The organism is Spiroplasma endosymbiont of Dactylopius coccus, from assembly GCF_977110965.1.
Genome location: NZ_OZ373019.1, coordinates 1,804,937 through 1,828,831 on the forward strand (window position 1 = coordinate 1,804,937; position 23,895 = coordinate 1,828,831).

29 protein-coding genes are annotated in these 23,895 nt (G+C 22.2%); 13 read left to right on the plus strand and 16 right to left on the minus strand.

Features of this window, described 5'->3' with window-relative positions; genetic code table 4:
- Nucleotides 1–233: 233 nt before the first annotated feature.
- The 12 genes from ACXUB0_RS11370 to ACXUB0_RS11425 all read right to left on the minus strand — a co-directional run bounded on the left by ACXUB0_RS11370 (nucleotide 234) and on the right by ACXUB0_RS11425 (nucleotide 8,283).
- The gene (locus ACXUB0_RS11370) at nucleotides 234–614 is read right to left on the minus strand and encodes a hypothetical protein (protein ID WP_458258696.1); all 381 of its coding nucleotides are present in this window, start codon (nucleotides 612–614) and stop codon (nucleotides 234–236) included.
- Nucleotide 615: 1 nt separating this feature from the next.
- On the minus strand, nucleotides 616–861 hold the full coding sequence (locus ACXUB0_RS11375) for a hypothetical protein (RefSeq protein WP_458257362.1): 246 nt from the start codon (nucleotides 859–861) through the stop codon (nucleotides 616–618).
- Nucleotides 861–1,016 carry a hypothetical protein gene (locus ACXUB0_RS11380; protein ID WP_458257363.1) on the minus strand — a complete coding sequence of 52 codons (156 nt, stop codon included), beginning with the start codon at nucleotides 1,014–1,016 and terminating at the stop codon, nucleotides 861–863. Before ACXUB0_RS11380 ends, ACXUB0_RS11375 begins: the two co-directional genes overlap by 1 nt.
- 208 nt (nucleotides 1,017–1,224) lie before the next feature.
- Complete coding sequence (locus ACXUB0_RS11385) at nucleotides 1,225–1,494, minus strand: hypothetical protein (RefSeq protein ID WP_458258697.1); 270 nt, start codon at nucleotides 1,492–1,494, stop codon at nucleotides 1,225–1,227.
- 486 nt (nucleotides 1,495–1,980) lie between these two features.
- Nucleotides 1,981–2,142: a hypothetical protein gene (locus tag ACXUB0_RS11390; protein WP_338975126.1), complete on the minus strand. Its 162-nt coding sequence runs from the start codon at nucleotides 2,140–2,142 to the stop codon at nucleotides 1,981–1,983.
- Nucleotides 2,143–2,146: 4 nt separating this feature from the next.
- Nucleotides 2,147–2,440 (minus strand): hypothetical protein, encoded by a 294-nt coding sequence (locus ACXUB0_RS11395; protein WP_458257366.1) that lies wholly within the window; start codon nucleotides 2,438–2,440, stop codon nucleotides 2,147–2,149.
- A gap of 2 nt (nucleotides 2,441–2,442) precedes the next feature.
- Nucleotides 2,443–2,907 (minus strand): hypothetical protein, encoded by a 465-nt coding sequence (locus ACXUB0_RS11400; protein ID WP_458258698.1) that lies wholly within the window; start codon nucleotides 2,905–2,907, stop codon nucleotides 2,443–2,445.
- Nucleotides 2,908–2,915: 8 nt separating this feature from the next.
- A complete protein-coding gene (locus ACXUB0_RS11405) occupies nucleotides 2,916–3,119 on the minus strand; it encodes a hypothetical protein (protein WP_458258699.1) in 204 nt (67 codons plus the stop codon).
- Between the two features lie 112 nt (nucleotides 3,120–3,231).
- A protein-coding gene (locus tag ACXUB0_RS11410) for an IS3 family transposase (RefSeq protein ID WP_458257450.1) occupies nucleotides 3,232–4,352 on the minus strand; the annotation gives its coding sequence in 2 pieces (ribosomal slippage) (nucleotides 3,232–4,109 and nucleotides 4,109–4,352; 1,122 coding nt in all).
- Nucleotides 4,353–5,438: 1,086 nt separating this feature from the next.
- Nucleotides 5,439–6,254 (minus strand): hypothetical protein, encoded by an 816-nt coding sequence (locus tag ACXUB0_RS11415; RefSeq protein WP_458258700.1) that lies wholly within the window; start codon nucleotides 6,252–6,254, stop codon nucleotides 5,439–5,441.
- A 53-nt stretch (nucleotides 6,255–6,307) separates the two neighbouring features.
- On the minus strand, nucleotides 6,308–7,966 hold the full coding sequence (locus ACXUB0_RS11420) for a DAK2 domain-containing protein (protein WP_458258701.1): 1,659 nt from the start codon (nucleotides 7,964–7,966) through the stop codon (nucleotides 6,308–6,310).
- Between the two features lie 23 nt (nucleotides 7,967–7,989).
- Nucleotides 7,990–8,283 carry a hypothetical protein gene (locus tag ACXUB0_RS11425; RefSeq protein WP_174481144.1) on the minus strand — a complete coding sequence of 98 codons (294 nt, stop codon included), beginning with the start codon at nucleotides 8,281–8,283 and terminating at the stop codon, nucleotides 7,990–7,992.
- Nucleotides 8,284–9,329: 1,046 nt separating this feature from the next.
- Between ACXUB0_RS11425 and ACXUB0_RS11430 the strand changes: the two genes are divergently transcribed.
- Nucleotides 9,330–10,498, plus strand: a protein-coding gene (locus ACXUB0_RS11430) for an IS3 family transposase (protein WP_458258702.1) whose coding sequence is annotated in 2 segments (ribosomal slippage) — nucleotides 9,330–9,573 and nucleotides 9,573–10,498 — 1,170 coding nt in all. Because the reading frame shifts where the segments join, the coding sequence is not laid out codon by codon here.
- On the opposite strand, the gene ACXUB0_RS11435 is transcribed toward ACXUB0_RS11430, so the two are convergent.
- From ACXUB0_RS11435 to ACXUB0_RS11445, 3 genes are all read right to left on the minus strand, one after another.
- Nucleotides 10,406–10,963, minus strand: a complete 558-nt coding sequence (locus tag ACXUB0_RS11435; protein ID WP_458258703.1) for a hypothetical protein — start codon at nucleotides 10,961–10,963, stop codon at nucleotides 10,406–10,408. The two genes, ACXUB0_RS11430 and ACXUB0_RS11435, sit on opposite strands and share 93 nt — an antisense overlap.
- 258 nt (nucleotides 10,964–11,221) lie before the next feature.
- The gene (locus ACXUB0_RS11440; RefSeq protein ID WP_458258704.1) at nucleotides 11,222–11,605 is read right to left on the minus strand and encodes a terminase small subunit; all 384 of its coding nucleotides are present in this window, start codon (nucleotides 11,603–11,605) and stop codon (nucleotides 11,222–11,224) included.
- A gap of 160 nt (nucleotides 11,606–11,765) precedes the next feature.
- Entirely contained in the window at nucleotides 11,766–12,257 is a 492-nt protein-coding gene (locus tag ACXUB0_RS11445) for a hypothetical protein (RefSeq protein ID WP_458258705.1), read from the minus strand.
- Nucleotides 12,258–12,632: 375 nt separating this feature from the next.
- Here ACXUB0_RS11445 and ACXUB0_RS11450 point away from each other — a divergent pair, with 375 nt between their 5' ends.
- The 12 genes from ACXUB0_RS11450 to ACXUB0_RS11505 all read left to right on the plus strand — a co-directional run bounded on the left by ACXUB0_RS11450 (nucleotide 12,633) and on the right by ACXUB0_RS11505 (nucleotide 23,672).
- Nucleotides 12,633–12,761 (plus strand): hypothetical protein, encoded by a 129-nt coding sequence (locus ACXUB0_RS11450; protein ID WP_458258706.1) that lies wholly within the window; start codon nucleotides 12,633–12,635, stop codon nucleotides 12,759–12,761.
- 1,271 nt (nucleotides 12,762–14,032) lie between these two features.
- Entirely contained in the window at nucleotides 14,033–14,551 is a 519-nt protein-coding gene (locus tag ACXUB0_RS11455) for a hypothetical protein (RefSeq protein ID WP_458257673.1), read from the plus strand.
- A gap of 256 nt (nucleotides 14,552–14,807) precedes the next feature.
- Nucleotides 14,808–15,200, plus strand: a complete 393-nt coding sequence (locus ACXUB0_RS11460; protein ID WP_458258707.1) for a hypothetical protein — start codon at nucleotides 14,808–14,810, stop codon at nucleotides 15,198–15,200.
- Nucleotides 15,193–15,546 (plus strand): hypothetical protein, encoded by a 354-nt coding sequence (locus tag ACXUB0_RS11465; protein WP_458258708.1) that lies wholly within the window; start codon nucleotides 15,193–15,195, stop codon nucleotides 15,544–15,546. Before ACXUB0_RS11460 ends, ACXUB0_RS11465 begins: the two co-directional genes overlap by 8 nt.
- Before the next feature lie 14 nt (nucleotides 15,547–15,560).
- On the plus strand, nucleotides 15,561–17,258 hold the full coding sequence (locus ACXUB0_RS11470) for a hypothetical protein (protein WP_458258709.1): 1,698 nt from the start codon (nucleotides 15,561–15,563) through the stop codon (nucleotides 17,256–17,258).
- 3 nt (nucleotides 17,259–17,261) lie between these two features.
- Nucleotides 17,262–17,528 carry a hypothetical protein gene (locus ACXUB0_RS11475; RefSeq protein WP_458258710.1) on the plus strand — a complete coding sequence of 89 codons (267 nt, stop codon included), beginning with the start codon at nucleotides 17,262–17,264 and terminating at the stop codon, nucleotides 17,526–17,528.
- 196 nt (nucleotides 17,529–17,724) lie between these two features.
- Nucleotides 17,725–20,091, plus strand: a complete 2,367-nt coding sequence (locus ACXUB0_RS11480) for a hypothetical protein (RefSeq protein WP_458258711.1) — start codon at nucleotides 17,725–17,727, stop codon at nucleotides 20,089–20,091.
- 4 nt (nucleotides 20,092–20,095) lie between these two features.
- Nucleotides 20,096–20,218, plus strand: coding sequence for a hypothetical protein (locus ACXUB0_RS11485; protein WP_255495889.1), 123 nt, complete (start codon nucleotides 20,096–20,098; stop codon nucleotides 20,216–20,218).
- Between the two features lie 18 nt (nucleotides 20,219–20,236).
- Nucleotides 20,237–20,827, plus strand: coding sequence for a hypothetical protein (locus ACXUB0_RS11490; protein WP_458258712.1), 591 nt, complete (start codon nucleotides 20,237–20,239; stop codon nucleotides 20,825–20,827).
- Nucleotides 20,828–20,832: 5 nt separating this feature from the next.
- Nucleotides 20,833–21,045, plus strand: coding sequence for a hypothetical protein (locus ACXUB0_RS11495; protein WP_458258713.1), 213 nt, complete (start codon nucleotides 20,833–20,835; stop codon nucleotides 21,043–21,045).
- Nucleotides 21,046–21,295: 250 nt separating this feature from the next.
- Nucleotides 21,296–21,694 carry a hypothetical protein gene (locus tag ACXUB0_RS11500; RefSeq protein WP_458258237.1) on the plus strand — a complete coding sequence of 133 codons (399 nt, stop codon included), beginning with the start codon at nucleotides 21,296–21,298 and terminating at the stop codon, nucleotides 21,692–21,694.
- Nucleotides 21,642–23,672 (plus strand): hypothetical protein, encoded by a 2,031-nt coding sequence (locus ACXUB0_RS11505; RefSeq protein ID WP_458258714.1) that lies wholly within the window; start codon nucleotides 21,642–21,644, stop codon nucleotides 23,670–23,672. Before ACXUB0_RS11500 ends, ACXUB0_RS11505 begins: the two co-directional genes overlap by 53 nt.
- Here the strand turns inward: ACXUB0_RS11505 and ACXUB0_RS11510 are convergent.
- A complete protein-coding gene (locus tag ACXUB0_RS11510; protein WP_458258715.1) occupies nucleotides 23,669–23,842 on the minus strand; it encodes a hypothetical protein in 174 nt (57 codons plus the stop codon). The genes ACXUB0_RS11505 and ACXUB0_RS11510 overlap by 4 nt on opposite strands.
- Between the last annotated feature and the right edge of the window lie 53 nt (nucleotides 23,843–23,895).

The window sequence follows — 23,895 nt, forward strand, 5'->3', positions numbered from 1 at the left end:
ATGACTGATTATCTTGTTTATCTAAGAACCTGTTTGGAATCTTTTAAACATAATTAAACTAAAAAAGGGAATAATTATTTCTAACCTGACAGTTAATTAACATTTTATTTTCTTTGTCATTTTTTTGTTAAAAAGATTTTATCATTTGACAACTTATCGATTAAAAATTTATTTTTCAACTATAAAATAACATTTATGATATTAATTTAATCAAAAATAAGTTAAAAAAGATCCTAAACAGGTTCTAATAATAATCATGGTGGACCCTCAGTTGTAGTTGTAGTAGTTATTGGAGTTGGTGTTGTTGGAATAATAGGATTAATATTATTTTCTGTTCATTTACTATAATTTGCTAAACCGATTGTTCCTAAACCTAGTAATATTTTTTTAGAACTATTAATTAATTTTGTTTTAGTATTTGGTCTTTGATTTAAATTTCAAATATCTAAACCTAATTTTTTACCAAATAATAAACTATTAATTGAACCTAATACTGGATTTGAAATTACTTGACCATAATAAGAACTTGTACCAATCATTGCACAAATAGGACTTATACCGGTTCTAATTAATTTGGTTAAAGTATAATTTGATTGTGTATTTTCGTTTGGCATTTTATTCTCCTTTAATTTCTAATTTTTTAACTGTTACTTTAATTCAACCTTGATAAACATCATTATCACCAACTATTAATGCAACATTACTTTCGGGGTCAGAAACAATTATGTGTTTTGATTTAATATTTGGATATTGTCTTAAAATAATTGCTCTAATATCATTACTTGTATGAATTGCTTTGGGAAATGGTGATAATATTTCAATTTCATCTTTATTTTCAAACAAAGTAGGTAATATTATCATTAGTCAAATTCTCCATTTTCTATTTTTTCTTGTAATTTCATTATTAATTTCATTTTCCAATTACTAATATTAATTTTAATTTCATCACTAATATCATCTTTAAGTAATTCCATAAATTCATTGTCAAGATAATTAATTATTTTTTCTTTATTCATAATTTAACCTTTCTTTTCTAACTCTTTTATTTTGTTTTTGCTTACATAAGTTATTACATTTATGGGCATAAACTCTACCATAACCACATTTATTATTCTTTTTAATTTTTATTATCATTAGTTTTAAATGTTTCTTCTTTTTCATCTCAATATAATTTGGTATTTGTTTCTATTCACTTCTCAAAAGAATTTAATTTTAATTTATTCATTATCAAATGTCTCCATTTTCTAAATCTTTAATTAATTCAAAAGCATCAATATATGGTATTCCATCATCACCTTTATCTAATTCATCTTGTATTTGTTCTTTAAGAAAATTAATTAATTTTTCTTTATATTCATTAATATATTTTTGAGCAATTTTTCTTCTTATATTTTCAACTTTAATCATATGTTCTTCACAAAAATATCTTACTTGTACATTATCTTTATCTAATTTTGTTGGTAAATTAGTACAATATATGTTTACCAACTTCATTAACTTCACTAAAACAACATGGTATATTTTCTTTATTCATTATTTACTTTCCTTTCTATATTTTTTTTCTTGATGTATTAATAAATTTATTAAAATTATTTGTTTATCAATGTCACCTAATTTTTTTAAAAGATATTCATATCTTTTTTTAAAATCTTCACTATCAATATCTCTATCTTTATAAATTAAATTTTTCAGTTTTTTTATTTTATATAAGAACCTGTTTGGAATCTTTTAAACATAATTAAACTAAAAAAGGGAATAATTATTTCTAACCTGACAGTTAATTAACATTTTATTTTCTTTGTCATTTTTTTGTTAAAAAGATTTTATCATTTGACAACTTATCGATTAAAAATTTATTTTTCAACTATAAAATAACATTTATGATATTAATTTAATCAAAAATAAGTTAAAAAAGATCCTAAACAGGTTCTAAGGTTTTTGGGGAATATATTTCTCCATCCATACAAAGAAAACATTTCATTATTTTATTTCCTTATTTTCAATTTGATTAGCAATTTCATTTAATATTTTCAATACTTTATATTCATTTTTTAATTCTTTAATAATAAATATTAAAATTATTATTAGTGTTATACTTGTTATTAATATTGGTACTATTAATAAAATTTTTCATAATATCATTTTTTTACTCTTTTCATTTTTTAAATCATTTAACATTAATTGAACAAAATGCACGATTTTTAGGAATATTTAAAGTATTAAAAATTTGACCAGTTACTAAAATTTCATCATTTTTGTTTAATAAAATACATCGTTTATAAAATTTTGGGTTATTAAAAATTAAAGTAACATAGTTTAATCCATTTCATTGACCTCTAACACTATAATATAATTCTTTATTACCTTTTTCGTAATATTTTGCTTCAATAGTATTACTTAGTTTTACTGTTAATTTGACATAATTTGCTTTTTCTTTCATGTTTATAATTTCCTTAAATAATTATCAAAAATTAATATTTTTTTATGATTTTTTAAATAATATTGAATATGCTTATAAGCATCTTGTTCATGTTTTGTTAATTTTATATTTCCTTTATAATTTGTTATTTTATTTTTATTTTTTGGTTGGTTTTCTAGATAATCTCAATTCATAACATCTTGTACTAATACCATTAATGCACCAATAATTTTAGGGGTTGCTAATGGATTAGTTAATAATTGTTTTGAATTTAAAAAGAAATTTTCTACAATAACTAATATTTTTTTATCAATAAATTTTTCTTTAATTAATTGAAATTTTTCTTTATACATATTTTTAGTTCATAAAACAGTTAATGTATTAAATGTTTCATTAAAAATAATATTATTAGTTTCATGTGAATATATAACAATTCCATTATTACCAATTCCAGCGGGGTCAATTCCGATAATTAAGTCATATTTCATTAATTAAGTTAACCTCTAATAACTGTTTTAATAATTTCTAAATCACAATTACATCAACAATATTTACATTCTTCAATAAATTCTTTATGACCACAAACTAAATTATCTTTTTTTAAATCATCAATCAGTTTAATTAGTCCTATTTTAAATTCAATATCATCACTGTCTGGTATGCAAATCGTTCTTCTTTTAGTTAAATATTCTTTATCCATATTTATACCTCCTACTTAACCTAATATTTAAAATACAGTCATAACAAATCGCTTTACTATTTTTATCTATTAAAAAATATTTTCTTGTTTGGAATGGCAACACTTTTTAGGACTATTTTTTGGTAGACACTTGTTCTTGATATTTGATAGGAGTTAAGTAGTTTAAAGTGCTGTGGATTCTTATGTTGTTGTATCAATTGATATAATCAAATAATTCTAATTTTAATTGGATTAATGATGTAAAATTTTTATCATTAATAAATTCAGTTTTGAAAGTTTTAAAAGTTGCTTCAGCAACAGCATTATCATAAGGACAACCTTTTTTGCTTAAAGATCGAGTAATATTGAATGCTAATAAAAGATTATTAATAATTTTATTGTTAAATTCATTACCTCGATCACTATGAAATATTTGGATATCTTTTAAACAGCGATTTGATTGCATAAATGCTTGATATACTAGTAATGCATCTTTTTTAACTCCAACACTATGTCCAATAATTTCTCGGTTAAATAGGTCTATTAATAGGCAAATATAGTTTCATTTACCATTAACTTGAACGTAAGTTAAATCACTAACAATAACTTCATTTTTAACCCTATTATTAAAGTTTCTATTAACAAGATTGGTTATTTGACTATTATTGACTTTATTATGATGATTTTTGAATGATAATTTAGTGTATTTTGATATTAAATTATGCTTATTCATAATTTCTTTAATTTTTCTGCGTGATAAATAAATTTCTTGGTTTTCTAAAATTTTTTTTAATCTTCTAGTACCATAAACTTCTTTATTTTCTTTAAAAGCACTAATAACAGCTTCATCATACATATTATTTTTGATTTTATTTTCTTTTTTCTTTAAGTTAAAATAATATGTTGATTTAGATATTTTCAAAAAACGACACATTGTGCGAATTTTATATTTAACTTTATTTTTAGCAATAATTTCTACTTTCTGCCTATTATTAGTGCTGCTTGCTTTAAAATATCATTTTCCATTCTTAATTGTTTTAATTCTTTTCTTAATTTAATTAATTCATTTTCTTCAACAGAACGATTATCTTTAGTTTTAAAACTACCTGAATTAGTAAATTGCTTAATTCAATTATAAGTAGCTGCTCTTGTAACATTGTACTCTTTAGCAAGACAAGACACTGACTTACCGCTTTGATATAAAGCTACTATTTGTTTTTTAAATTCATCTGAATATGAGTTAATATTGGCCATAATTATACTTCCTTTCTTTTCACTAATTTGTTCACTTGTCTACGTAATTAGTGTCCAATAAAGTGTAACCCATCCAACCATAAATATCACAAAATCATATTCAATCATGTTCATTAATCATTATTGAATTACCTTACTTTCATTATTAATATGTTCTGTTGCTTCTAGCATAAAGAACATAACTACTATTCGTTTTATTCATTCCAGAAATTCTGGGCTCAAAAATAAATTGTGAAATTTTAAAAAACATTGAGGCATTCGATTCAATATTTATTTAATTTGTGTTTAGCAAATTAATATTTTAATTGAACCGGCACCGCTCAATTTTTTTTACAAGTTTGAAATTTATTTTCTCGCCCAAAAATTTTTTCAAAAAAAAATAAAAAATAAAACCAACACTTGCTCACTGGGGAGTGGCAAGGTTGGTTAAATAAAGAATAGAATTAATACAATAGGTCCCTACAACAGGTCTATATATACTAGTTTCCAATTCGCTCCCACCCCAAGAATTACCATTACTGGTTAGTATATTTTATTAGGTATCACTCCACTTTTTATTTATTCATGCAAGTCCGCATGCTCTAGCTACTATTTTTAACAACTGTGTTGTAGTTCACTTTTTTAGTTTCCTAACACGTGTTGATAATAGCGTTAAAGACGATTATTAAAAATTTTAAAATTTTACAATTACAAAAAAAAGACAAGATTTTTATTCTCGTCTTTTATCATTTATTTTTAATTCAAGGGTTTAAAAAAGAAAGGAGTTATTTTTAAAACTTTTTAGTTATCGACATCTTCGACACGCTCCCAAAAAATTACTAATGAATATGTATATATTAAATTAATAAGTGTATTTTATTATATATTTAAAATTTAAAACTATCAAAATAAAATTTTAAATATACAATAATAAATGAAAATGAAAAATATTAGTTTAGTAATTAAATGTACAATTAAAAAAACAAAACTTTAAAACTTACTAAAATAGAATATTTTATAAAAGTTTTGAAAATAATGTTTTATCAATAAAACTTAATATAATTTTAAATTTAAAATTTGTACCTAAATTATAGGTACAAATTTTTATTATTTCTCATTTTGCTGTGTGTACATCACAATACGTAAAATAAGTTGTAATATTTCATAAATCATACGAATCAAGTAATAAATAAACTTAATTTGGAAAATTCAACTAATAGCACGTATTTCTTTTTCATTTAAAATACCAACAAGATTTTGACAAATTTCTTTTCTTGATTTAGCATAAAAAATCATTTGCATTGAAGAAAAAAGAATTAATAAAATACTACCTAAAATTGATAAAACAATTGAAAGTATATTGGCGCTCGCTGCTGATAAAGTAATTCAAGAATTAGCAGGTGAAAGAGCAAATAGAATAGCAAGTGCAAAAGGAATTAAAACAAAAAATAATGTTATTTTACGAGAAAAATCTCATCAAAAAGTATTAAAACGACTACTATTTGAACTACTTACTGCCCAAGTACTTTCCATTGCCATTGCTAAAGTATAAATAGAACGACGGTGATAAGTTCATGGTAATAGTCTTAAAGTAAAATTACCATTATTAAATAAATATGGCCTTAAATAAAAAAACCTAGGTTCAACAGTAATACTATTAATATTACCAAATCCCTTAAATTTTATTCTTTTTGCATTAATACCGTATGTTTTTAAATATTTTTGAGATAACTCGCCACCAGTTAAATTAGCACTATTTTCACGATGGAATCAAGAATACTTAATTCAAGTGAAAAATCAAATCATAGTAACAACAAACAAAATTACACCAACAATAGCTACTAAGCTTGCTAAAACAATTAAACTAGTTGATCAAGTCTTTGGATCATTTGGATTAACTGAGGATAATAATAAATTAGTCATAATCTTCTCCTTTCTAACTATTTGAATAGAGTCTACAATATTATAACATAGTATTATTCCACTACGAAAAGAAAGTTATAAACTTCTTGATCACCATCAACAATTTCATATTCAATATCATAATCTTCATCTAAAATTTTTTTCATAAAATTAATTTGATCTTTTGAATAACCTTTACCTTTAAAAATAGTAATTATTTCTGCACCATCTCAAATTAATTTAGTAAACAATACTTTAATTACATTAAATAAATTTTCGTTTGAAGCAATAATTTTTTCTTTACCATCTTTATTACGAAAACTAACAGCAGAAAAAAAGTGTTTTTTTCCAATTTTAATACCATCTATTTCAACATCACGATCAGCAACTGTTACATAACCAAAAGCAGCATATTTAATTTCATTTCACATATTTTTATTATTTTCTTTTGCACTTAATTCAGGATTGAAATTTAAAGCGGCACGCATACCTTGAGCAATATTTTTAGCAGGTAATACAAAAACTTTTGATTTTTTTTCTAATTTTCTTGCTTGTTCTGCTGCTAAAAATAAATTACTATCATTTGGCAAAATAAAGACATTTTTTGCATCGACAATTTCAATTGACTTTAAAAAGTCATCTGTTGATGGATTAACTCTTTTTGAATACATAATAATATTGTTAACCTTTAATTCATCTCTAAAAAAGGTTTCAATTCCTCTACCAGGAACAGCAGCAATTAAAGCAAATTTATTATTTAATTTACGAATTGGTTTAATAGTTTGTGTATGTGCTTTTGCCTGTTCGGTCATATTTTCAATTTTTACTTTTAAAATTTCACCAAATTTCTGAAAATAATTTAAAATTTGACCTGGTTTTAAAGTATGAACATGAACTTTGATTAAATCTTCATCATCTACTAAAACTATTGATTGACCATCCATTGTTTCTAAATCAGTTCGTGTTTTGCTTAAATTAAAATCTAACTTACTAACTTTATTTAGTTTTACAATAACTTCTGAACAATAACCAAAGTTTTCTTGATTTAAAACCATTTCTAATTTTGCTGTATCTTGTTGTTCTAATTTTTTCTTTGGTGAAATAGCTTTACCGTGCTTTAAACCATACACCATACCTTCAACAATATAAACTAAACCAGCACCACCCGAATCAACAACTCCTACTTTTTTTAAAATTAACAATAAATCAGGTGTTCTTTTTAATGATTCATTCATTCCTTCTAGTAATTTTTCAAAAATATAAAGCGAATCTTTGCCTGTTATTTCTAATTCATTAATATAATTAGCACCATCTTTAATAATAGTAAGAATAGTACCTTCTACTGGTTTCATAACTGCACGATATGCATAATCTTGCGCACTTTTTCAAGATTTTAATAAATCCTCATTACTAATGAAATCATTTTTTAAATCTTTTGTTTTTATAGTTTGAAAAAAACCACGAAAAATTTGAGATAAAATAACTCCAGAATTACCACGCGCACCCATCATTAAACCACGAGAAAAAGTAGCAGCAAATGTTTTTAAACTATCATATTCTTTGCCATTTAATTCTTTTATACCATTCATCATTGTTAAATTCATATTTGTTCCAGTATCACCATCAGGTACTGGGAAAACATTTAATTTATCAACTTCAAAATGATGATTATAAAGATTATTAGCACCGCTAATAAGCATAACTTTTAAGGTTTTAATATCAATTTTTTTCATTTAATTTCACCTTATATTTTCTTTTATTCTTCAATTAAATCATGAACAAAAATGTTAAGTACTATATAGTCTTGATGTTTAATAATCTTTTCAACAATATATTTTAAATTTTTCTGAGTTTGATTCATAATATTTCAAATATTATTATTAAAAAAACAAACTATATTAATATCAATAATTCAACCTAAATCAGACTTGTTAACTTTAATTCCATAATTATTATCTTTTTCATAAATATTGGCAACACCTGGTACAGATAAAATACTTTCTGATAATGCTTTTTTAATAATGTTCATAATATCTTTATCTTTCTCCACATAATCACCCCTATTATATTAATAATAAATTAAATTTATATAAAATAAAATCTCTTATAATTTTTATAGTCTTTTACATTATACCTAATATAATATATCAAGACAATAATAATCTTAAAGATAAAGATATTATATATTGATAATGGTTTTTTCTATATAAAAACATAATTAAGAAAAACTAAACTACCTAATTATTAAATATAAAATACTATCTATAATTTTAAAAATTAATATTAATATTACTTTTAGTAAAGTAATACAATAATAATTAAATAATTACTTATTCTTAACTGTCTTATTTTTATACTTAAACATTATATAATAGAAAATAATAAAATTTAAAATATATAAAATACTAACTAACCAAAAGTATAATTAATAATTAAACTATACTTCAAAAATTTACTATATAAATTTTAGGAATTTTTGTGTTTTTAATCGTAATCTTATTTTTTGCAGAAATTTCAATTACAATTTTCATAATAACAATTACATATTTCAATAAATTACCTCCTATTTTATATAAAAAGATTATCACTTTTTAAAATAAAAATTAATTTAATGATAATGAAAATATATTAACTTCTTAATAACTAAATTTAATGTTCAACCACTTATTAACAATTGTAATTTTATATAATATAAAATAATATTTAATTGTTAACATTCAAAAGTGTTAACTATAATAAGTATTGAAATTTTATATACATAAAATTTAATGATTTTGAAAGGAACAATAATATGTTAAAAATATCTACTAATTATTTACCAGATCCCACTGAATATGCTAAATTTTTTTGTGAATATATATTCAAAACTTTAATAGAAAAAATTATATATTTTTATACAACAGTCAATGGGTTTCTAGATCAAAAATTTATTACATTTTTGACTAATGAAAAAATTGCTAATGAATTTAATAAAACAAAAAATATGGATTTAGAAACATTAATAAAAGAATTTTTGGAATTGGATGGGTTACACTTTATTGGACACTAATTACGTAGACAAGTGAACAAATTAGTGAAAAGAAAGGAAGTATAATTATGGCCAATATTAATTCATATTCAGATGAATTTAAAAAACAAATAGTAGCTTTATATCAAAGCGGTAAGTCAGTGTCTTGTCTTGCTAAAGAGTACAATGTTACAAGAGCAGCTACTTATAATTGAATTAAGCAATTTACTAATTCAGGTAGTTTTAAAACTAAAGATAATCGTTCTGTTGAAGAAAATGAATTAATTAAATTAAGAAAAGAATTAAAACAATTAAGAATGGAAAATGATATTTTAAAGCAAGCAGCACTAATAATAGGCAGAAAGTAGAAATTATTGCTAAAAATAAAGTTAAATATAAAATTCGCACAATGTGTCGTTTTTTGAAAATATCTAAATCAACATATTATTTTAACTTAAAGAAAAAAGAAAATAAAATCAAAAATAATATGTATGATGAAGCTGTTATTAGTGCTTTTAAAGAAAATAAAGAAGTTTATGGTACTAGAAGATTAAAAAAAATTTTAGAAAACCAAGAAATTTATTTATCACGCAGAAAAATTAAAGAAATTATGAATAAGCATAATTTAATATCAAAATACACTAAATTATCATTCAAAAATCATCATAATAAAGTCAATAATAGTCAAATAACCAATCTTGTTAATAGAAACTTTAATAATAGGGTTAAAAATGAAGTTGTTGTTAGTGATTTAACTTACGTTCAAGTTAATGATAAATGAAACTATATTTGCCTATTAATAGACCTATTTAACCGCGAAATTATTGGACATAGTGTTGGAGTTAAAAAAGATGCATTACTAGTATATCAAGCATTTATGCAATCAAATCGCTGTTTAAAAGATATCCAAATATTTCATAGTGATCGAGGTAATGAATTTAACAATAAAATTATTAATAATCTTTTATTAGCATTCAATATTACTCGATCTTTAAGCAAAAAAGGTTGTCCTTATGATAATGCTGTTGCTGAAGCAACTTTTAAAACTTTCAAAACTGAATTTATTAATGATAAAAATTTTACATCATTAATCCAATTAAAATTAGAATTATTTGATTATATCAATTGATACAACAACATAAGAATCCACAGCACTTTAAACTACTTAACTCCTATCAAATATCAAGAACAAGTGTCTACCAAAAATAGTCCTAAAAAGTGTTGCCATTCCAACTACATTTTTAATATAATAATTTAAAATACTTCAAGGATTACAACTATTAATTTCTAATAATTGACTACAACCACGAATAGCATCTGCCATATCTTGTCAATCTTTTTCAGCAATTTGATGTGCTTCATCAACCTGTCTAATTACATAATCATATTTTGAATTATCTGGTAAACCAGTTAATTTAATTTCACTATTATTTTGTTTATATAACGCACGACATTCAATTTCACTATCTCTATAATTAATAGTTTTACGAGTTTCAGAAATTGTATATTCTAAACCAATAGCAAATAATACTCATCTATTTTTTAATTGTTTTCAAGTATCATATAATTGTTCACTCATATTTCTAAAAATATAAGTTTTAACTTTTGTATTTGGTAATACAGTTGTTTTACATTCAAAATCAAAATCTTGAATAGTTTTACCAGATTTACGACTACCTAATTGGTCAATTCTTTTAACAGTTAAAGGTTTTTTATAATACATTTGTTTTAAAATATCATTAAGATAACCAAAATGTTCTAAGAACCTGTTTGGAATCTTTTAAACATAATTAAACTAAAAAAGGGAATAATTATTTCTAACCTGACAGTTAATTAACATTTTATTTTCTTTGTCATTTTTTTGTTAAAAAGATTTTATCATTTGACAACTTATCGATTAAAAATTTATTTTTCAACTATAAAATAACATTTATGATATTAATTTAATCAAAAATAAGTTAAAAAAGATCCTAAACAGGTTCTAACATTTATTCTTACTCTTATTTTCAAGTTGAATTACTATAGGGTGTGTGTTATCAGTATTAATATCTATTTTTGTAGATAAATTATAGTCTTTTACATATGCTCTTTCTAAATATCAAGCAGAAGAATTAGGACTTGCTTTTAAAAATCTTTGAAAATTTAAATGTTTAATTTTTGCATATGCTCAATTAATTTGTTGTAAAAAAGTATCTTTTTGTTTCTTTTTTCACTCATTTATAGTATTTTGAGTGATATTTAAGAACATTTGCATACCTTCTTTTGTTGGTATTTCTTCATTATTAGTACAATATTCAAAATATTTTTTTATTTCTTCTTTTAAAGATTTAATATTGTATCTAATTCTTATTTTTTCTTCTTGCACATAAAAATATCCTTTCATATGCTTTAAAAACACAAAAATTTATGATATAATTAATATAATCTTTAAGTTAAGTTTCACCAAAAATAACTTATGAACTTTATTAATTACTTCATATATTTATTTCTTTAATTTTTATAATATAATTATAACAAAAAAATAATTAATTTTTATTTTTTTGTTTTCATTCCTTTAATGATAACTTACGTTTTTCTTTAAATAAACATGAACATATATCACATATTATACTATCATCAGAAAAACGGTTGTAAATATTATAACCGTGCTTTTTATTACAATCATTAATAATATAATTAGTTCTCTCATGAATGAACTTAATTTTTAAATCATTAGTGATTACTTTTTCAAAAGTTTTCTTTTTATCTCTTATTATTTTTTCACTTCCTTTGTCTTCGATATCTTTTAATCATATCTCTCTTATTATTCCACGTAATGCTAATTTTCAACCACCATAATTTTGAATTTCATTAATACTTAATTCTCTATCATTAATTCTAATTAATTCACCATATTTAAAAGTTAAATCATAATTTTTATTTTTTAATATTAATGTATATTTATTATTTTTACTTTTTTTAAACTTAAATTTATTAATATCACTTTTTTTATCTATTTTAATAATATTTTTAAACACTAGAAGAATTTCTCTTTTTTTTATTTTTTATTTTTTTTATTAAATAATCTATCAAGCATAATATAATACTTATTCCAATGACACCCATACCTATCAATAATCATTTAGGGTCTTGACCCTGATGCTCAATATTTGTTAAGTACTGTCCTAACATTTTTATTTTCCTTTTCTATATACGTTTTTCTTTATTGTACATTATTTTATTAAAAAAGAAAAGATAACTAATAAAAGTTATCTTTTAAACGTAAATAGAATTTGCAGTTTATTTTATCGCTCTTTAATATTATACTCTAAAACTAAACATTTTTCAACAATATTTTAATAAATTTGTTACAATGCTAGGAGTTAAGACTATCAGTTGAAAGGTGTTAAATAATGTTTAGTTTTAAAGAATTTCTAAAACCTGAAATCACTAATATTTTAGCAAAATATTTTCAAAAAATCTATGATTTTGATGAATATTTTTTTCTAAATAGAGATAAAAATCAATATAAAGTTGCTTAAACATGTAATAGAACAGTAAATACTCCAATTGGAATAGGAACTTTTAGACAAAGAGTTTATTGGGATAAAATTAATAAAAAACTTATTATCCCATTTATGAAGAATTTGGTATTAAAAAAAGAGCAAGAATTACTAATGATTTATATTTTGATATATTAGATAATTTAATTGAAAATTTAATAAGTAAAAAAGGTTATTTTAATATTCAATCAGAATTTAAATATACTTCTTTTTCTAAAAATCTTATTTCAAGAATTTTTAAAAATGTAAAAATTGAAAAATTTATACCAGAACAAAAATTTAAAGTATTAGATAATGAAAAATTAAATATATGTGCAGATGATGCTTATATAACTTGTTGAGATGAAAATGGTTTAAAACAACAATATTGTTGTAGACTTTTAACTTATAATTTAGGAAGAAAAGAAATTTATTCATGTAGAAATCAATTACAAAAGAAAATAACTTCATTTATGTTATTTAAAACTAATAATGCTCCAAAACAAGAAGAATTACATAATTTTACAATGCAAACTATTAATACTCATTATGATATTAAATTAAATATAGGGAGCGTGTCGAAGATGTCGGTAACTAAAAAATTTTAAAAATAGCTCCTTTCTTTTTTAAACCCTTAAATTAAAAATAAATGACAAAAGACGAGAATAAAAATCTTGTCTTTTTTTTGTAATTGTAAAATTTTAAAATTTTTAATAACCGTCTTTAACTCTATTATCAACACGTGTTAAGGAACTAAAAAAGTGAACTACAACACAGTTGTTAAAAATAGTAGCTAGCATGTGGACTTGCATGGATAAATAAAAAGTGGAGTGATACCTAATAAAATATACTAACCATTTAATGGTAATTCTTGGGGTGGGAGCGAATTGGAAACTAGTATATATAGACCTGCTTAGGGAACCTACTATATTAATTCTATTCTTTATTTAACCAACCTTGCCACTTTCAAGTGAGCAAGTGTTGGTTTTATTTTTTATTTTTTTTGAAAAAATTTTTGGGCGAGAAAATAAATTTCAAACTTGTAAAAAAAATTGAGCGGTGCCGGTTCAATTAAAATATTAATTTGCTAAACGCAAATTAAATAAATATTGAATCGAATGCCTCAATGTTTTTTTAAAATTTCACAATTTATTTTTGAGCCCAGTTTTCATGGAATGAATAAAACGAATAGTAGTATTATTAATAATCTAAAAATCAAAATATATGTTCTTTATGCTAGAAGCAACAGAACATATTAGGAAAGGATTATTATGCAAATAGAATTTAAAAAAGAACAAATTGTTAAAGATAAACCACAATCTATTCTTATTGATTATGTTGAATATAAATTATCGCTTCCAAAATGAATGATTAAAAATAATTCTTTTATTGTTGATAACAGTTATACATATTGAGTTTTTAATTTAGAAAATATTAAAAGAGAATTAAGTGGTAATGAATTAATAAAATTATTAGAACCATATATTAAAGACCAAAAAATAACTGTTAATAAACCAACTACTCCAAAAGAATATTATCTTAATGATATAAAACTTGAACCATTAGCATTTTATGAACAGCATAATAGTTGATTTATGGGTGAAATAACAGATAACAAAACTAAAATTACTAATCCTTGTTTTAAATATAACATTACGTGAGAAGAAAACAGAAAAGGTTTTAAAATAAATAATCCATATAAACATGATGATTTACCAATTAATTATATAGTCACTTCATATAAGGAAATTTCAACTCATAATGAAAAAGTATTTTTGTTGAACATGTAAACAAAATAAATTAGATTATTTATTCTTTAATACTAATGATATAAAAACAATAAAATATTTTTTAAGAGATAAAAATAGTAAAGCAATTTGTTATGACTGTATTTTAAATATTAGGTTAAGTAGGAGGTATAAATATGAATAAAGAAAAATTAATTAATCATATTAATAATTTAATTAAATTAGAACCAGAACGTAGAACTGATGTAACTTTATTTATTTTAAAGGAATTAATTGAAAATGGAGACTTTGATTAATAATGCAATATGACTTAATTATTGGAATTGACCCCGCTGGTATTGGTAATAATGGAATTGTTATATATTCAAATGAAACAAATATGATTATTTATATGGAAACATTCAACACAACACATGTTTTTGAAAGTAAAAATTGTTATAAAAGAATACTATCAATAATTAAAGAACAATTTTTTGATAAAAAAATATTAGTTATTGTAGAAAATTTCTTTTTAACTTCAAAACAATTATTAACTAATCCATTAGCAACGCCTAAAATTATTGGTGCATTAATGGTATTAGTAGAAGACGTTATGAATTGAGAATTTCAAGAAAGCGAACCAAAAAATAAAATTAAAATAGAAAATTATAAAGGAAATATAAAATTTACAAAACATGAACATGATGCATAATATTTCTAATAATGAAACAACATCACGTTGAATGGCATGTGGAATTATTAATACTGATAAAACTGATTTAAAAACTAAAATTACAAATTTAACAACTGATATTACTGCAAATGTTAATAACAATAATAGTGAATTAAATACACAAATAAAAAGTACTAATGAACTTAAATCATTAAATCCAAATTTAACAAATCCAACTATTAAATATTTTAGTGACGCACAAGGAAAAACTAATGTAAGTAATCAAAAACAAAAAGCAGGTGACTTATATATAACTATTACTGCAAATGTTAATGACTTAAATTATAAAGGAACAACAAATCCAATTAAAATAACTCTTAAATAAAGGAAATTAATACCATGCCAATCGGTACAACTAGTACAGCAATACTTTTAAACATAAATAAACCAAAACATACTAGAACAAGTAACCAACAAGAAAATAAAAGTTTTTGATGAGAAATTTTAGAAATGATTGGTGTACAAGTTATAGCAGTAGCACTTGCTCCTTTTACTGGTGGATTAAGTGAAAGCGTAGCACTTGGATTAGGTGCAAGTGATTTAATTGCTAGTATTAGTGCTGTTGGTGTAGAGTTTTTAACTGATTTTACTATTAATCAAGTTTATGATTATTTAAAAGGAAATGTAACAAAATTAAATACTTTCTTTAATATACTTCCTGCATTTGCTGGACTTAATAAAATTAGTCGTGGTTATCGTACTACTAAATTTATTAAATTAGCAGAAAAAACTAAAACATTAGAACAAGTTGGAATTAAAGAAGCAAAAAACTTACAAGAAATTATAAGTCAAGTAAGTGGAAAAGAAATTTTAACAGATAAAATTATTGGTAATAAACGTTATTTAATGAATTATAGTTTTACTCCTAATCGTGAAACAGTATTACGAGATTTAGGTTATGTTGCTGAAAGACAATATAAAAATAATTTTCAAAAATTAGAAGCACAAGAGTTAAAAGATTACTTATTATTACAAAATACATTAACAAAATTAAGTCCTCAATTAACTCCAAAGTTTAAAATTAAAGATATTGAAAAAGCAAATAATTTTTTAAAAAAATATAATACTGATTTAAAAAAAGTACTATCTATGAATCAACATGATTGATTAAATTTAGTTCATACAATACATACAGAAAATAGATATGGAAAAACTTTAATTTTAGATTTACAAAAAATTCGTGCTAATGCTATTAAATTTAATTTTAAAAAAAGTTCAATTCATAAGATTGTTTTAAATGCAAATAAAATTTTTAAATATTTGGATATTAGATTTTATTTAAAAAAAGGTTTAAATAAATTTTGAAAAAATACATCATATTTTGAAAAATTACGAGAAAGTATATATAAATTACAAGAAAAATTTGAAAAATTAGAAAAACAAGCATTTGAGAAAATTAATAAATTAAAAGAAAAAGTAACTGATTTATTTACTAGTGCAGAGAAAAAAGCAATTAAACATGCACAATTAATTCCATTAAATTCCTCAGTATTTATGGGTTGTAAAATTCAACCTTTATCATTAGATAAATGTGCAATTACTATTTATCATCGTAATCCTAAATATAAACCAATTACAGTTGTTGATAGTATTCTTAAAGCAGAAACTTTTGTTACTCAAATACATCCATTCCATTGATATCGTTGATATAGTGGTTGATACATTGGTTATGGAGTTAATCAAAATAAATGATTAAAAGCAATAGCATTTGCTCCACCGGTTGTTCAACAAATAATTAGAGATAGTTTTAAAGTATATAGAGAAATATTTAGAATCGTAAGAACTTATCATAAAGTAGCAAATGTTATTAATAATCCTATTGAAAATATTAATAAATCATTTAAAAGTGTTGGTTTAAAATTTTCAGTAAATACTGTATTTGGTACTGGATTATTACATCATTTAGAAAAATTTGCATATAGTCAAGTTGTAAAAAAAGGTAAAAAGAAATTACAAAAAGAAATTATACATATATCACATAGAAAAACTAAAACAAAAACTAAACATTATAAAAAAGCATTTTTTAAGGAATGATAAAATATGATTAATAAACTTTGAACTGGTGTCAGTCTAGAAAATTATAATAACTGATATCCATTAACTGGAAAAATTACAGAAACACCACAGCAATATATACAAACATGACCAAATGTTAATGATTGATTTAAAACTTTTGCTATTCGTGCTCAAAATGATATTAATGCTTATCTTGGTTTTATTTTATCTAAATTTCCTTTTGATAGTTTTAAAGATGAATTAATTAAAGAAACATTAAGAACCTGTTTGGAATCTTTTAAACATAATTAAACTAAAAAAGGGAATAATTATTTCTAACCTGACAGTTAATTAACATTTTATTTTCTTTGTCATTTTTTTGTTAAAAAGATTTTATCATTTGACAACTTATCGATTAAAAATTTATTTTTCAACTATAAAATAACATTTATGATATTAATTTAATCAAAAATAAGTTAAAAAAGATCCTAAACAGGTTCTAAGAGATATGGTTTTTGTAACCGCTGAACATTGAGTATTTAATCGTACACCAATTGAATTTAATGTTGATGCTACTATTCAGTTTAATAATGGTAGTCAATTTAGTGCAAATAGTATTCCTACAATTAATGTTTGAGATTTAGCACCAAGTAGAATGAAAATATTGGCAAGACTAACAGAATTAAAACAAATATTATCAAATTATAATGATGATGAAATAGATATTGAAAAAATTGATTTAAAAGCATTTTATACTAGAAATCAAGTTGATGAATTAATTAATGAACAAAAAGAATTTACATTATCAAAACAAATTAAATTATATGATGATTTAGTTGATGATAATGAAAATGAAATATATAGAGGTCCTGTTAGTAAATTTGTTAATAAAGGTTATGTTGCAACTGATTATGATAAAGAAACTGAAACAATGATTTTAGATTGACCTGATGAAATTGGTACATTACCACCAGAAGCATTACAAAATAATCCACAAATTGGTGATTTTACTCATGCACCAACTTGTGATTTTTCTGCTAAACAACAAAAACGAATTACTACTAATGAAAATGAAATTACCAAATTAAATAGTGAATTAATTAAAGCAAACGAAAATATTAATGATGTTAAAAATAATTGATTTAATATTGAAACTAGTCCTTTATGAAAAAAAGTTGAAAATAATAATATAGAAATATTTAAATGATATTTTATTAAAATCAGTTATCAATATTCAACAGAAAATAACTTTATGAAATTTTATAAAGTAATTAAAATTTATTTAAATAATGTTTTTAATGAATTTGAATTGCTAAATGTTGATTCCATGACGTATAGTGAACAAATCCAAAATAAAAGAATTTTAAATACCGGAACGATTTACTATAACAATAAAAAGAAAGAATTTAGTGGTGGCGGTAATTCTTATCCTGAACGTGGAAAAATTAATTTAATTGGTGGTATAGAAGAAATATATCAATATCAAGGAATAGATACACCAACTGAATTTATAGCAGAAGAAGATACTGAACGTGATTATTATACAAAACAAGAAACTAATGAATTATTAGATAAAAAACAAAATATAGATGACAATAATTTACAAACAATAGAAAAACAAATAGTTCCGGCAATTAATGAAAATAAATTAAATATTGACAAAAAACAAGATAAATTAATTGCTGGTGAAAATATTAAGATTGATGAAAAAACTAATACTATTAGTGCTACTGGCGGTAGTGGTGAATCATTATGATTAATAGACCCTAATTCGCCTAATATTATTCAACCTAAAGAAAAAAGAATTATTACTTCAAATAATACTAGAATTGTTTATATAGCAGACCCTACACAACCACAAGATGCTGTTAATTTAAGAACATTAAATAAAAATATCCCAGATTTAACTGATTATTATAAAAAAGAAGAAGTAGATAAAGAATTAGAAGATAAAATAGATAAAACACAATTTCAATATGCTTTTGTTCTCAATACTTTTGGTACTGAAATTGCTAATTTAGAAACTAGTGATAAAACTATTGCTGGTGCTATTAATGAATTAATTAAAAAAATAAAAGATTTAAAAATTGGTAAATGAAAAGAAGTTGGTATTAAACAAGATAATAAAACTATTAATTATAATTTTATTAAAAATAAAAGATATCGTATTTATTATAATTTTGAATTAACTGATAGTAACATAAATAATTTTTCATGAATATGTAAAGAATTTATACATAATGGGAATAATAATCAAGTTTTAGAAAATTTTTTATATAGTGATAATTCAAATACATTTTTACAATTAAATATAAATTCTATATTTATGAATACAATTCCAATTTCAAAAAAAGTTGGTCAATTGTTAAAATTAGAAGAAGAAATTACTTCAAATACATTAAATATTACAAAAAGTGAAAAAATAGATATAACTAAACCTTTAAAAATTAATTCAAAAACTTTAAATATTAAAGAATTAGCAGAAAATACTTTTGATATTGAATTAAAAAATACACCAACACCAACACCAAGTATTCCACAATGAAAAGATGTAGCCTTTAATATTAGTACTACTGGTATAAAAAATCAAGAAATTAGATATGATTGTAAAGAAAATAAATTATATCGTATATGATTTAATTTAAATCCAAGACAACAAAAAATAATATTACCAGATATTTATACATTTACTGAATTTGTTTATTCGTTAGGTTCTGGTATTCCACAAACTGTAACAGTATATAGTACTTATATAAAAGAGGGTGGAAGATTACAATTATTATGTTCAAGAAATGAAAATATTGATGTTTTTAAATGAGAAGACATGAATATTAGTGGTGGTAATTTATGAAAATTACAAGAATTGCAGGAATAATATTATGTTTTTTAAAATAATAAAAATTATTTTAGGTTTAATAGGAGTTTTATTATCTTCTGCTGTTGCTGGTTTAATTATATTTATTATAGTAAAAATTGTATTAAAAATTAATCAAATATTTTAAAAAAAGGTGGTGAATATTATGTTAGGTAGATTTTTAAGAAGAGATAAAAGCACTAATAATGAAGAAAAAACTAAATTAACTTTTTTAAAAGGTAAAAGTACACATGCTTCTATTTTAAGTTATTTTGGTTTTAATGATTTTAATCATGAAACATATTTTACTGATTTTGTAGCAGAAAATAATGCTAATTTATATAATGCTCCACTAGATATTAACAATGAAACTATTAAGCAGTATTTAATTCAACAAGAATTTTATAAAAAAAATTGAAATTCTATTTTTAAATTAAGTAAATTGGGAATTAGTGGTTATTTAATTTTTATTGCAAATGATGACTTATATTTTCAAGTAGTTGATATACAACAAAAAGTTTATGATATTACTGGTAAATTAATTCAATGTACTATTTTTTATGATAGTTATGAACAAAATGCACAAATTGTAAGATTATTTGAAGTTTATACATTAAATAATGAACAAGTAACTATTAATCGTGCAATTTATAGTGTTAATGATAGCAAAAAACAATTTCCACTAGATTTTAAATCGTTCATTAATAACCCTAATTTAGCACAAGAACAAATACTAAATATTAACATATACCAATAGCAATTATGCGAAATAAAGCAAATGAATTAGCAGATTGTAATAAAGTAATGGATAAAATTAAAGCATTAGATGTTATTTATGAACAAATTGTTTTAGATACAATTTTAAACTCACCAAAGTTTATTTTTAATTCAACTTATGGTAATGTAAAAGATTTATTAGAAGATGCTGTAAGAACCTGTTTAGGATCTTTTTTAACTTATTTTTGATTAAATTAATATCATAAATGTTATTTTATAGTTGAAAAATAAATTTTTAATCGATAAGTTGTCAAATGATAAAATCTTTTTAACAAAAAAATGACAAAGAAAATAAAATGTTAATTAACTGTCAGGTTAGAAATAATTATTCCCTTTTTTAGTTTAATTATGTTTAAAAGATTCCAAACAGGTTCTAAGAATATTAGTTACTAAAAATTATATTTTTAAAAGTGGCGGAGATAATAATGAACAAAATGAAAATATCAATATGACAAGTAGTAATTTTAAAGGTAAGAATTTAACAGATATATATGATTGAAATGTTAATGAAATATTTAAACGTTGTGGCATTCATATTCCAAGTCAAAAGAAATCTGCACAACAATCAGTACCAGAAAGTACAGCTGTAAATATTTCAACTATTAATTATATTGAACAAAAGTTATGACAATTTAATATTGATATTCTTAAATTTATTCAAATATTAGTACGTTTAGATAAAGATTTATTAAATAGTAAAACATTTAACATTAATGATGAACAAGAAATTAATAATTTAACAGTGAGATTAAAATTATTTAATCCCGAAAATAACCAATTAATAGGAGAAAACAATGGACAATCAAAACAACAAACCACAAACGAAGTTTCCACAGAAACAAACTAAACTTAATCAAGCAGAAGTAGAAAATGATTATTTAATTGACAATATTCCTTATGACTTTACTAATCTTATGAGTAGCAAAGGTGACCCTGAGCTTAAAAGAGCATATGATGAATTTAAACTAAGAACTTTATATATTTATGAAATTGAACGTTTATTTAAAAATAATGAAAATAATAATTTAAGATTTTCAGCAAATACTATTAAAATTGGTTTTATTGATATTGATAAAGTATTAAAAACTACTGCTGCTGAAACATCTGATTTTACTATGCAATTAAATCAAAGAGCAAGTACAAATATTAATGATAATACAATTGAATATAGTATGACTGATATTAAAAATTTAATATTTCAAGAAATAAATTTATTAAATCAATTTAAGTTATATGCTGTATCTATTAATGAACCCTTAACTGAAAATAATATTGATAATTTATATATCATTAATAACTATTCTCAACCTTATCAAAATCCAAAAACAAGAAGTACTAAAAGTATTACTATTATTAAAATTAAAGATTTTAAAACAAGAGATGGTTATCCAATCATTATTAAATTACAAAAACCATTAGATAAAGATACAAAAGTAATTGGTTTAAAAATTAAAGCCCCTAGAAGCATGATTTTTGGCAATATAAAGGTACTTGGCGAAGTTGATAATATGGAAGTATACCCAAAGTTATTTGTTAAAGATAAGATAGCATTTCCGCTATTATCAATGCCTATTGAAACTCAACCAAAAGTTAGAATATTACAACAATGATTTAGTGAACAAATTTTACCTTGAAATTTAGCAAAACAATTTATAGGACAAGAAAAATCAGTTTTAGATTTGATTAAAATTAGTACTGGAACTGAAACAAGAAGAGAAGTTATTAAAAACGCAAGAGTTACACATGCTTGATTAGGATATGAGTTTAGTAATGTTTTAGGTGGTAAATGACCACTAAAAAGTCAAAAAGAATTAAAATATAAAGAAGTTTGAGATTTTGTAGGTGAAAGTCAATTTTATCAATATGTTGCAACTAATAATAGATTTGATGATATTGAAATTGAAATTAAAGATGCACCAACTAATGATAGTTTACAGCAACTTTTATTAGATATGCTAAGTTATACATATAACTATAATAGAAATTTTGAAGGTGCTTTATATGATGATAAAGGTAAATCTAAAAATAAAATGGCAGAATTACGTGATACATTTTCAGGACAAAAACCTGATGAAATAATTACAAATTTATTTAAACAATGAGAGTTAGATTATCCAAATTATGTTAACTTATTACAAGTTAAAATATTTAAAAAAGTATTTATTATGTTATCAAAATATATTTATTCATTTTTATCAATAAACAAAGGTTTAAATGATGATAATAAAATTTTATTACCTTATTACTTTGAATTAAAATCAAGTCCAATAAAACCTAGTAAAAATGATTTTTGGCAATATAAAGATATAAAGGTTATATTAAAATCTGAATATTTTGATTTTACAGATATGAATAACATTAAACTAAAAAATAATGATATTAGTCAAAATGAATTGTTTAAACTTGATGATAATCAATTTAACTGATTATCTATAACAAATGAATTAGAAACTAATAATATACCTTCATTAATTCCTGCTGATTGAACGTTAGCAAATGGTGAATATGGAAAATATTTTACAAGAGCAATTATTGAAAAATCTAAAATTGAAAATGCTTTAAGTTTATATGGTGCAAATAAATCTCAATTATTTTCTAAATTAGAATTTTATGAAGAAATATTACAAATTGATAATAAAAATGAATTTGAATTGCAAATTAAAAATCCTATAAATAACTTAAATAGGATTGAAATTAGTGGAATATTTGGTGCTGGTAATTATGATTTTATTTTAATAACAGATAAACAAGAAATAAATTTAAAAAATATTAATTTATTTGATAAATATAATGAAAATATTTCTTATATTAATTTAGAAATTTAATTATCAAAATAATCATATGTGTAAGTACAATCTCATTTGACATCTTCATCATGTTGTTTAACTTTTGAAAAATATAAATCAGTTATATCAGGACTATATCATTTATTTCATCAAATAGTTGTATCACCGTATACTCTTTCACCATTTGGTTTTAAAAATGAATTTTCCATATTATGGGTAAGCACCCCCCATGATTAATCCTATTGTTCCAGTTGTAGCACCA